Origin of the sequence: Aeromonas allosaccharophila (assembly GCF_000819685.1) — a bacterium.
In the GTDB taxonomy this organism is placed as follows: Bacteria; Pseudomonadota; Gammaproteobacteria; order Enterobacterales; family Aeromonadaceae; genus Aeromonas; species Aeromonas allosaccharophila.
On the sequence record NZ_CDBR01000066.1, the window covers coordinates 118922 to 130324 of the forward strand.

The following is an 11403-nucleotide window of genomic DNA, read 5'->3' on the forward strand; positions in this document are numbered from 1 at the left end:
AAGGATGAGATGCGAGCGACTGTGACTCGGTTCGATCAAGCAATTGGCCAGTGAGTCGCACCAATGCAATCTGGCTTAGCCAGGCAGATGAAGTGCCAACCAGACCGCCAGCGGGATCACCAGTACAGAGAGGGCATTACCGCCGAGCACGATACTGGCCACCTTTTCCGGCTGACAGTGATACTGCTCGCAGAGCATGTAATTCAAGACCGCAGGGGGCAAGGAAACCGACAACATCAACAGCGGGATCCACTCCGTCTTGAGCGGCAACAGCCAGATCGCCAGCAGCAGCGACAATCCCCCCGCCAGCAGATAGAGCAGGTTGCACTTGAGCGCGAGGCCCAGGTGATCAAGTTCTCCCTCCATCAGGCGAATACCCAGCGCAAAGAGCATCAGGGGCACCGAGATCTGGCCGAGCAGCGAGGCCGTGGTCACCACATATTCCGGCAGCGTAATGTGCAGGTTGGCCACCAGCAAACCGGCCAGCGCGGCCCACAGTACCGGGCTGCGCAGCCACAGCCAGCGGGAGGTATTGGCCGATAGGATAAACATGCCGACCGAGAAGTGCAGCAGATTGGAGAGCACAAAGAGGATCACGATGGCCCCCAGTTGCTGCTCGCCAAATGCCAGCACCATCAAGGGGATACCAAGATTGCCGGTATTTCGGAACATGGCGGGCAAGATCAGGGCTGCCCGCTCAATCCCTTTGAGTTTGAGCAGCGCGAGCAGCAGACCGGGTAACAGAATAACCAGCGCCCCCGCCGCAATCAGCGGCATATGCTCCGCCAGCGCCAGCGGATACTTGACCAGCGCGGAGAAGACCAGCGCCGGGGTAAACAGCTCGATATTGGCCCGATTGACGTAACCGAGCGCGGCCCCCGGTCGCAATCGCCCATAGAGGGCGCCGAGCCCGACCACACCGAACACCGGAATGACGATATTGAGCAAGGCGCTGAACATGGGCGGCGTCCGTTACAGTTCGCGGGCCGGTTTGCCCATCAGCACCACCGGATCCAGCGTCACTTCCAGTGCGCCGTTACTGACCCAGAGCTGACCATCGGAAATGGTGCAAGTGAGTTGCATGGTGCGCTCGACCATGGCGGTGAGCGGCAGAGTCTGGCTGTCGGAGAGTTCGATGATGCTGAGGTTGTCATGCTGGCTCAGCTTGCCCTGGTTCTGCTTCCACCAAACGCTGGTGCCACGACCACCGTAGAGATAGAGCACCACCTGACGGGCGCGGTTACAGGCCTTTTTCAGCCGTTTTTCATCGGGTTGGCCCAGCTCGATCCAGAGCTCTATTTCGTCCGAGTAGTTCTTGCACCAGAGCTCGGGTTCATCATCGGCGCTCAATCCCTTGGTGAATTCCAGTCGCTCGGCAGCGTGCCAGGCAAAGGCCGCCAGCCGGATCATCATCCGCTCATCGGTTTCGGAGGGGTGGCGGGCCAGCGTGAGGGAGAAGTCCTGATACAGATTGCGATCCATATCAGACAAACTGATCTGGGCCTTGAATACGGTTGCCTTGAGAGCCATAGAAAACCTTGAACACCTGGATAAGAGAAAGATGATTGAAAAATACGGGCGCCAGTGTAATCAAAATCGGCGACGGGTTCGACCATCCTGACCAAACATTTCCCCTTCCCTGTCGGGATAAGTGCTTTAAAAGACACAAAAAACAAATGCCAGTCCGAAGACTGGCATTTGGCGGCATGAGAAGCGACTCACTTCTCGGCGGACTGTACTCCAAACGCGTTCAGCAGCATGCAACAGGTCACTGCCACCGCCACGAATCCGCTCAGAAAGATAAAGGGCATGGCCCCGTATCCCAGTACTGTCCAGATGGTGTGTTCAAGAAGACTCATTGTTGTGTCCTTCATCCGGTGAAAGGTGTGTTCCTTCTGGCGGATATTGGCTCCGCTCTTGATGCCTCCATTTGACCTCAATCAGCGGTTGGGTCCTATGCCACCAAAGTGATAAATGCAGGGTTCATTTGCGCTGGATCAAACTTTTTGGCCAAATATCCATGCAGTTCAAGCAATTACCACCGCCAATCAAGCATAGACACAAACCGGCAGGATAAAAAAACGCGCCGGATGGCGCGTTTCTTGGACAGCACAGGCAAGGGATCAGTTGTCGCACAGATCGCTTGGCATGTCCTGACGCAGGCGGGTCCACAACTTGCCGGACTCGATACCGTACTGACGCACCGTCATGAACACGGCTTCGTGGTTCTTGGTCTCGGCCAGATTGAGCAGGGTCTTGTAGTAGGCATCTGCGGTCTCGCGAGCCTGCTTGTCGGAGAAGTAATAGCTGCCGACCCGGCTATACAACCCTTTGAAACCGTTCAGGATCAGGGCGTAGATCGGATTGCCGGAAGCAAACGCCAGCTGGTGGTGCAGGCGATAATCGAACTCGGCATAAGCCTGTGCGTTGTTCTCGACCCCATCGGCGCCACGCAGGATCTCGGCGGCCTGCTCCGGATTGTGACGGATCGCCCCGCGAATAAAGATGGTGCAGATGTGGGTCCGGGCGGAGAGCAGCTGGGCTACCAGATCCGGCACCTTGTCCTGATCCAGACGAGCCAGCGTCTCCAGAATATTGAGGCCGGAGGTTTCCCAGAAATTGTTCACCTTGGTCGGCTTGCCATGCTGGATGGTCAACCAGCCATCACGGGCCAGTCGCTGCAGCACTTCGCGCAAGGTAGTCCGCGTCACCCCGATCAACTCGGATAATTCACGCTCGGCGGGCAGAATAGATCCGGGAGGAAAGCGATTGTTCCAGATGGACTCGATGATGTATTCCTCGGCAAACCCTGCTGGGCTCTGCGCTTTTATAACCATGAATTGACTCTGTTGTAATGCGTAAAAAGGCTGACGAATGATATCAAAGCGCAGATGGCTGGCAAGCATAAGGTCAGTCCTCTGCTCACATATGGCAAATATAGTGTTAGTAATATGTATTTAATCACCACAGGGGAGCCAGCCAGCCCCGACAAGGTGGTTATAAAACAGGCACATGGGCAGAGATCCATCGGCTATCATTTATAATCGTCACGCTTTTTGATTAAAATCACGAGGAATCAGACAGATAAAGGCCAACATCCGGAGGCACAGGTCGAATCATCCTTGACTGCATAGAAGCAGATCCTAACAACAAAGTTGAGACCCATTATCATGCCAATAAGCCTAGGGCAGGCATTCGCCAAGAACTTCTTGGGCAATGCACCACAATGGTACAAAAGCGCCATCTTGCTATTTCTGGTGATCAACCCGATCGCCTTCCACCTCGATCCTTTCATTGCGGGCTGGTTACTGGTCGTTGAGTTTATCTTCACCCTGGCCATGGCCCTCAAGTGCTACCCCCTGCAACCGGGCGGTCTGCTCGCTATCGAAGCCGTGTTGATCGGCATGACCTCCGCCGATCAGGTCAAGCACGAGCTGGTCGCCAATATCGAAGTGCTGCTGCTGCTGGTGTTCATGGTGGCAGGCATCTATTTCATGAAGCAGCTGCTGCTCTATGTCTTCACCAAGCTGCTGATCGGGGTGCGATCCAAGATCCTGCTCTCCCTCTCCTTCTGTCTGGTGTCCGCCTTCCTGTCGGCCTTTCTCGACGCCCTGACCGTGATTGCGGTGGTGATCAGCGTCGCCACAGGCTTTTACGCCATTTATCACAAGGTCTCTTCCGGCAAGGAGTTCGGCCATCCCCACGACCATAGCCATGACGAGGAAGTCGCCGAGCGCAATCGCCAGGATCTCGACGATTTTCGCGCCTTCCTGCGCAGCCTGATGATGCATGCCGCCATCGGTACCGCCTTGGGCGGTGTCTGCACCCTGGTGGGCGAGCCGCAAAACCTCATCATCGGCGAGCAAGCTGGCTGGAACTTCGGCGAATTTGCCATTCGCATGTCCCCCGTGACCATCCCGGTATTTATCTGCGGTCTGCTGACCTGCGTGTTGGTGGAACAGTTCCGCTGGTTTGGCTATGGCGCCCGCCTGCCGGACACGGTTCGCGCCATCATGGAGGAGTACAACCGCTACGAAGAGGCAAAACGCAGCCAGCAAGACAAGGCCAAGCTGATCGTTCAGGCATTGATTGCGGTCTGGCTGATCGTCGGTCTGGCCATGCACCTGGCAGCCGTTGGCCTGATTGGCCTCTCGGTCATCGTGCTGGCGACCTCCCTGACCGGGATCACCGAGGAGCACTCGCTGGGTAAAGCCTTCCAGGAGGCACTGCCCTTCACCGCCCTGCTGGCCGTCTTCTTCAGCGTGGTCGCCGTCATCATCGATCAGCAGCTGTTCAAACCGGTGATCCAGCTGGTACTGGCAGCCAAACCGGAGAATCAGCTGGCCCTCTTCTATCTGGCCAACGGGGTGCTCTCCATGGTCAGTGACAACGTCTTCGTCGGCACCGTCTACATCAACGAGGTGAAGACTGCGCTGATCAATGGTGCCATCGACCGCGCCCAGTTCGATCTGCTGGCGGTGGCCATCAACACCGGTACCAACCTGCCATCGGTCGCCACCCCCAATGGTCAGGCCGCCTTCCTGTTTATGCTCACCTCTGCATTGGCGCCGCTGCTGCGTCTCTCTTATGGCCGCATGGTCTGGATGGCGCTGCCCTATACCATAGTGCTGGGACTGGTCGGCTTCTTCGCCGTGGAGTTGCTGCTCGCCCCGACCACCGAGTGGTTCTATCAGCACGGATGGCTGGTGATGGAGAGTGCGCTGCCGGCAGTGCAGCCAGCGCTTCATTAATCCGTGACTACGGATCCCGGGGGCCCTTCAGGGCCCTTTTCTTTTCTGCCCCGCTCTGCTCTAATTCAGCCACTGTTTTTTCTGAGAGATCAATGAGATGATCGAGTTTCTCCGCCGTATCGCAGCCCATCGGCTGGCTTGGGGTCTGCTGGCAGCATCAGCCCTGTTCCTCGAGTTGTGCGCCCTCTTCTTCCAACATGTGTTGGGCCTCTCCCCGTGCGTAATGTGCGTTTACGAACGGTTGGCGACCCTGGGTGTGCTGGCCGCCGGTCTGCTCGGCATGGTGGCGCCGGATAAGTGGTATGTTCGCTGGAGCGCCATGCTGCTGTGGGGCTACAGTGCTTTCCGCGGCTTCCAGCTGGCCCTCCAGCATGTGGACTATCAGGTTAACCCCTCCCCGTTCAACGTCTGCAGCCCGTTTGCCGACTTCCCGAGTTGGGCCCCGCTCGATCAGTGGCTCCCCTGGCTCTTTATGCCAGAAGGGGATTGTGCCCAGATCACCTGGCAGTTCTTCGGTTACTCCATGCCCCAGTGGCTGGTCGTCATCTTCGCCGCCTATCTGCTGGTCTTCACCGTGGTGACCATCGGCAATCTGGTGAAAGGACGCTGCTGCAACTGATCTGCATCTCTGCGTGGAACTAAAAAGGGGGAGCCATCGTGGCTCCCCCTTCTCGTTCTGGCTGACCGTATTTTGTCTGACCGTCGATTACGCCTTGGCAGCGCCCATCTTGGCCTTGACCGCGCCAATCACCATGGGCAACAGCGAGATGCCGATGATGCCGAAGATCAGCAGGGTAAAGTTCTGACGCACCACCGGCAAATTGCCGAAGAAGTGGCCGGCATAAACGAAGGAGAGTACCCACAGTAGACCGCCGACCAGATTGAACGCCAGGAAGCGCGGATAGGTCATGGCCCCCATCCCAGCCACGAACGGTGCAAAGGTCCGCACGATGGGCAGGAAGCGGGTGATGATGATGGTCTTGCCGCCATGCTTGGCGTAGAAGGCATGGGTTTTGTCCAGATAGTCGCGACGGAAGATCTTGGAGTCAGGATTGCGGAACAGTTGCTCACCGAAGAAGTGACCGATGGTGTAGTTGACCACATTGCCGAGCACGGCCGCGATGATCAGTACCCCGGCCAGGGTGTGAACATCCAGCACGCTGCCCACGGTGAGGGCACCGGCGGCAAACAGCAGGGAGTCACCCGGCAGGAACGGCGTCACTACCAGCCCGGTTTCACAGAAGATGATCAGAAACAGGATGGCGTAAACCCAGACGCCATAGTTCTCGAACAGCTCTTTCAAATGCACGTCAACGTGCAGGATAAAGTCGATAGCAAAGAGGATCAGATCCATTTTTTCCATACCCATAAAGTGAACGGCGTGGAGTCTACGCCAATGCGATCCGGGTCACAATCTTCGGGACTGCCTCTTTTTCATCCCGCTGTGGCAGACGTCAAATAAAACCGTTTTACCGCAGCTTGCCACGCGATGCATCAGGAGCAACCCGAAGAAGCGGACCACCCTATCGATGAGGCGCTTGCTCCAGATCGCTGCGCACAGCGACGGGCAGGCAACGCTCCCAGCCCCACAACAACACCAGCAGCAGGGTCACATCATCGAGCCAGCCCAGCAGGGGCACCACGTCGGGAACAAGATCCACCGGACTGATGCCATAGAGCAGTATAAGGATCACCAGTCCCTTCGCCCACCAGGGGGTGGCAGGGTGGCGAAAGCCCTGATAGAGACGACGCAGTCGTTGCCAGATCAGCCAGCGCTTGCCACTCATGACTCGATCAACTCGCTGCGCAGCCGCTGGATCTGATCCCGCAGTGCCGCCGCCTGTTCAAACTCCAGATCCCGGGCATGCTGGAACATCTGCTCTTCCATCCGTTTGATCTCTTTGGCAATCTCGCTGGCTGAGCGGGCGTGGTACTCCCCTTGCGGCTCGGCGGCCTTGCGACTCCCCTTGCCTGCTTTGCCTGCACTGCGGCTGCCCCCCATGTCCATCACGTCCCCCACCGACTTGTTGAGCCCCTTGGGGGTGATGCCGTGCTTGAGGTTATGGGCATGCTGCAGGGCACGGCGCCGCTCGGTCTCCTCGATCGCCACCTTCATTGAGTTGGTGATGGTATCGCCGTAGAGAATGACCTTGCCGTTGAGGTTGCGCGCCGCGCGGCCAATGGTCTGGATCAGCGAGCGGGTCGAGCGCAGGAAGCCCTCTTTATCCGCATCCAGAATCGCCACCAACGACACCTCCGGCATGTCGAGACCTTCCCGCAGCAGGTTGATACCCACCAGCACATCGAACTTGCCAAGACGCAGATCACGGATGATCTCCACCCGCTCGACTGTATCGATGTCGGAGTGGAGATAGCGCACCTTGACGTCGTGCTCCGCCAGATACTCGGTCAAGTCTTCCGCCATCCGCTTGGTCAGGGTGGTCACCAGCACTCTCTCCTCGACGGCGACCCGCTTGCGGATCTCGGAGAGCAGATCGTCCACCTGGGTGGTGACCGGACGCACCTCGATTTCGGGGTCGAGCAGACCGGTGGGGCGCACCACCTGCTGCACCACATCGCCGCCGGACTTCTCCAGCTCGTACGGGCCCGGGGTCGCCGAGACAAACACCGTCTGCGGCATCAGCGCTTCAAATTCGTCGAACTTGAGCGGCCGGTTATCGAGCGCCGAGGGGAGCCGGAAGCCGTACTCCACCAGGGTCTCCTTGCGGGAGCGGTCCCCTTTGAACATGGCGCCGATCTGCGGCACGGTGACGTGAGATTCGTCGATGATAAGCAGGCCATCCCCCGGCAGGTAGTCAAACAGGGTGGGCGGCGGCTCCCCCGGCGCCCGGCCGGACAGATAGCGACTGTAGTTCTCGATGCCGGAGCAGTAGCCCAGCTCCTGCATCATCTCCATGTCAAACTGGGTGCGCTGGCTGATGCGCTGCTCTTCCACCAGTTTGTTGAAGGACAACAGCTGCTCGCGGCGGCTGCGCAGCTCCTCCTTGATATGCTCGATGGCCCCCAGAATGGTCTCGCGCGGGGTAGCGTAGTGGGTCTTGGGGTAGATGGTGTAGCGCACCACCGTCTGCTCGATGGCGCCGGTCAGGGGATCGAACTGGGAGAGCCGCTCCACCTCCTCGTCAAACAGCTCCACCCGCAGCGCCAACTTGTCCGACTCGGCAGGATAGATGTCGATCACTTCGCCACGCACCCGAAAGGTGCCGCGCTGGAAGGCCATGTCGTTGCGGGTGTACTGCAGCTCGGCGAGGCGGCGCAGAATATCCCGCTGGTTGATCACATCCCCCACTTTCAGGTGCAGCATCATGCTGAGGTAGGCTTGGGGATCCCCCAGACCATAGATGGCCGACACCGAGGCCACGATCACCACATCGCGTCGCTCCAGCAACGCCTTGGTGGCCGACAATCGCATCTGCTCGATGTGATCGTTGATGGAGGCATCCTTCTCTATAAAGGTGTCAGTGGTCGGCACATAGGCTTCTGGCTGGTAGTAGTCGTAGTAGGAGACGAAATACTCCACCGCGTTGTCGGGGAAGAACTCCTTCATCTCGCCATAGAGCTGGGCGGCCAGGGTCTTGTTGGGTGCCAGGATCATGGTCGGGCGGTTCAGGGTGGCGATGACATTGGCCATGGTGAAGGTCTTGCCCGAACCGGTCACCCCGAGCAGGGTCTGGTGGGCCAGCCCCGACTCGATGCCATCCAGCAGTTGGGCAATCGCCGCGGGCTGATCCCCGGCGGGTTGAAACTGGCTGGCTAACTTGAACAATTTGCTCATGAACACTCCCGACACAAAACAGCAGAGGAGCAGTGTAACCGAGGGGCTGGCAGCGGTACACCCGCGCCATCACCCCCGCGAATGGCTTGACCCCCCCGGACACCTTCTGTATGATGCTCCTCCTTGCCTGATGTTCCCCCGTAGTTCAGTCGGTAGAACGGCGGACTGTTAATCCGTATGTCACTGGTTCAAGTCCAGTCGGGGGAGCCAATTCCTCACCATCTCGGTGCAAGTTATCCACTTTAGTGCCCTCTCCTGCCAATTTAATGCACAAGATCCCTCTTGCTGCTGACGCTCCCTTTTGTTACCCGTTCCGGCCCGACAGAGCTTTCTCCTGTCGTTTATAACTATTTGATTTTTATACAAACATTTTTCTTCCGGTATTTTTTGAACAGCACTTGCACCCCAGTAGTGGCGCGGCTTTGCGGGCGATGAACAGGATTCATAAACAGGGTTATCCACAGATTCTGTGGGTAAGTGCAGCAAGCCCTGTCAGGACGCGGGATTGCCCGTGATGGCGTCCGGCGAGGAGCCATTTTGCTGGCAAACCTGATTTTATGCTGTTTTGCCGCGGACGCTGTAACAGGCTGGCAACAGGCTCTATTGGCACTTTCCTGAGACATCTTTTTGCCAGCCCTTTTTCCCGTGAGCAAACGGATAAAATCAAGCGATATTTGCATGGTTAGCACGGCGGCTCACCTGTGGTTGAATATGCCGAAACTGCGCTCCGGCGACCGGCTGGACAGCAGAATCTATAATATTGCCCACGACTGGGCCGCGTCGGTAGCGGGTAGCATTTTTCACTAATTGACATCCGCTGTGGCAGCAAAAACCTCCTGATTTCATCCGCTTGTCTCCCTATCCCGCCGCCTTGTCCGCAAATAGCGTCCGATAACGTCCGATTAATCGTCCCGTTGCGCTTCTTTATTGGGGATAGATACGGCACAATATCGACCCCACTTTTTTCCTCGGTTTTTCCGGGCATGACCATAGATTTTGTGACACTGCTACATCAAAGCGACTCCCTGCTGCTGTTCGTGGTACTGGCCTTCGGCCTGCTGCTCGGCAAAGTCAGGTTCGGCAACTTCCAGATCGGCAACACCATAGGCGTGCTCTTTACCGCCCTGCTGTTCGGCCAGATGGGTTTTGAATTCACCGCCACCACGGAGAACGTCGGCTTCATGCTGTTCATCTTCTGCGTGGGGATCGAAGCGGGGCCGCACTTCTTCAGCGTCTTCCTGCGTGACGGCATCCACTACATCACTCTCACCCTGGTGATCCTGCTGACCGCCCTCTTCCTCACCGTGGGGCTGGCCAAGTTCTTCAACCTGGGGCCGGGCATGGCGGCCGGCATCCTGGCCGGCTCGCTCACCTCGACCCCGGCGCTGGTGGGCGCGCAGGATGCCCTGCGCAGCGGCCTGCTCAACCTGCCCCATCAGACCGACATGCAGTCGGTGCTCGACAACATGGGTATCGGCTATGCGTTGACCTATCTGGTGGGGCTGGTCGGCCTGATGCTGGTGGTGCGCTACCTGCCTTCGCTGGCACGGCTCGACCTCAACACCGAGGCGCAGAAGATCGCCCGCGAGCGCGGCCTCTCCGACAACGAGAGCCGCAAGACCTACCTGCCCATCATCCGTGCCTACCGGGTCGGCCCGGAACTGGCGGCCTGGATCGGCGGCCGCACCCTGCGCGAGACCGGCATCTACCCCCACACCGGCTGCTACGTGGAGCGGATCCGCCGCAACGGCATTCTGGCGAGCCCGGATGGCGACGCCGTCATTCAGGAAGGGGACGAGATCGCCCTGGTGGGTTACCCCGAGAGCCACGAGAAGCTCGATGTCAACTACCGCAACGGCAAGGAGGTGTTCGACCGCAACCTGCTTGACCTGCAGATCGTCACCGAAGAGATAGTGGTGAAAAACGATGCGGTGGTGGGTCGCCATCTGGTGGAACTCAACCTCACCGAGAAGGGCTGCTTCCTCAACCGGGTGGTGCGCTCCCAGATAGAGATGCCGTTCGATCGCAACATCATGCTGCAAAAGGGCGACGTACTGCAGATCAGCGGCGAGAAGCAGCGAGTCAAGCTGCTGGCCAACAAGATCGGCTTCATCAGCATCCACAGCCAGACCACGGATCTGGTGGCCTTCACCACCTTCTTCGTGCTGGGGCTGCTGATAGGCTCCGTCTCCCTGGTGTTCGGCCAGCTGGAGTTCGGGCTGGGCAACGCCGTCGGCCTGCTGCTAGCGGGGATCCTGATGGGCTACCTGCGCGCCAACCACCCCACGGTCGGCTACGTGCCGCCGGGCGCCCTGCGCCTGGCCAAGGATCTCGGTCTGGCGGTGTTCATGGTGAGCACCGGCCTCAAAGCCGGCGGCGGCATACTGGACCATCTGAGCCAGGTCGGTGCCGTGGTGCTCTTCTCCGGCATGCTGGTGACCACCTTACCGGTACTGGTGGGCTATCTGTTCGGGGTCTGGGTGCTCAAGATGAACCCCGCTCTGCTGCTCGGTGCCATCACCGGTGCCCGTACCTGCGCTCCGGCGATGGATGTGGTCAACGAGGCCGCCAACAGCTCCATTCCGGCGCTCGGTTACGCCGGTACCTATGCGGTGGCCAACGTGATGCTGACCCTGGCGGGCTCCTTTATCATCGGCTTCTGGTTCTAGCCAGCGGCTATCAAATTACGCCAACAAAGAAGGGAGCCTCAGGCTCCCTTCTTGCTATCTGCCTTGCTAGCGGGATGCAGAGATACTCATTGGTATGACGTCACCTGACGCAACCATCTGCGCTGACCTCAACCACAAACGTATTCCCCCTACCCCACGATGGCTGATGCTCTGCTCTGCTCTGCTC

Annotated in this window: 10 protein-coding genes and 1 tRNA gene; 4 read left to right on the forward strand and 7 right to left on the reverse strand. The window is 58.5% G+C overall.

Translation table 11 applies throughout. The features are described 5' to 3' along the window. Nucleotides 1-75 precede the first annotated feature (75 nt). The 4 genes from BN1115_RS12865 to fadR all read right to left on the reverse strand — a co-directional run bounded on the left by BN1115_RS12865 (nucleotide 76) and on the right by fadR (nucleotide 2837). Complete coding sequence (locus BN1115_RS12865) at nucleotides 76-960, reverse strand: AEC family transporter (protein ID WP_042657453.1); 885 nt, start codon at nucleotides 958-960, stop codon at nucleotides 76-78. A 12-nt stretch (nucleotides 961-972) separates the two neighbouring features. Beyond that, the gene (locus tag BN1115_RS12870) at nucleotides 973-1530 is read right to left on the reverse strand and encodes a YaeQ family protein (protein ID WP_005336887.1); all 558 of its coding nucleotides are present in this window, start codon (nucleotides 1528-1530) and stop codon (nucleotides 973-975) included. Nucleotides 1531-1718: 188 nt separating this feature from the next. Further along, complete coding sequence (locus BN1115_RS21685; protein WP_005345965.1) at nucleotides 1719-1859, reverse strand: TIGR02808 family protein; 141 nt, start codon at nucleotides 1857-1859, stop codon at nucleotides 1719-1721. Nucleotides 1860-2123: 264 nt separating this feature from the next. Further along, a complete protein-coding gene (fadR, locus tag BN1115_RS12875; RefSeq protein ID WP_042059071.1) occupies nucleotides 2124-2837 on the reverse strand; it encodes a fatty acid metabolism transcriptional regulator FadR in 714 nt (237 codons plus the stop codon). 333 nt (nucleotides 2838-3170) lie between these two features. Between fadR and nhaB the strand changes: the two genes are divergently transcribed. Then, entirely contained in the window at nucleotides 3171-4751 is a 1581-nt protein-coding gene (nhaB, locus tag BN1115_RS12880) for a Na(+)/H(+) antiporter NhaB (protein ID WP_042657454.1), read from the forward strand. Between the two features lie 97 nt (nucleotides 4752-4848). After that, on the forward strand, nucleotides 4849-5370 hold the full coding sequence (gene dsbB, locus BN1115_RS12885; RefSeq protein WP_042657455.1) for a disulfide bond formation protein DsbB: 522 nt from the start codon (nucleotides 4849-4851) through the stop codon (nucleotides 5368-5370). An 87-nt stretch (nucleotides 5371-5457) separates the two neighbouring features. Here dsbB and BN1115_RS12890 read toward each other — a convergent pair whose 3' ends face one another. The 3 genes from BN1115_RS12890 to uvrB form a co-directional block, all read right to left on the reverse strand. Next, a complete protein-coding gene (locus BN1115_RS12890) occupies nucleotides 5458-6105 on the reverse strand; it encodes a DedA family protein (protein ID WP_042657456.1) in 648 nt (215 codons plus the stop codon). Between the two features lie 169 nt (nucleotides 6106-6274). Continuing rightward, nucleotides 6275-6538, reverse strand: coding sequence for a YkvA family protein (locus tag BN1115_RS12895; protein ID WP_042657457.1), 264 nt, complete (start codon nucleotides 6536-6538; stop codon nucleotides 6275-6277). Continuing rightward, on the reverse strand, nucleotides 6535-8547 hold the full coding sequence (gene uvrB / locus BN1115_RS12900) for an excinuclease ABC subunit UvrB (protein WP_042657458.1): 2013 nt from the start codon (nucleotides 8545-8547) through the stop codon (nucleotides 6535-6537). Before uvrB ends, BN1115_RS12895 begins: the two co-directional genes overlap by 4 nt. A 134-nt stretch (nucleotides 8548-8681) precedes the next feature. Here uvrB and BN1115_RS12905 point away from each other — a divergent pair. Both BN1115_RS12905 and BN1115_RS12910 read left to right on the forward strand, forming a co-directional pair. Further along, nucleotides 8682-8757, forward strand: a tRNA-Asn gene (locus tag BN1115_RS12905). 773 nt (nucleotides 8758-9530) lie between these two features. Beyond that, nucleotides 9531-11216 carry an aspartate:alanine antiporter gene (locus tag BN1115_RS12910; protein WP_011706282.1) on the forward strand — a complete coding sequence of 562 codons (1686 nt, stop codon included), beginning with the start codon at nucleotides 9531-9533 and terminating at the stop codon, nucleotides 11214-11216. The last annotated feature ends 187 nt before the right edge of the window (nucleotides 11217-11403 follow it).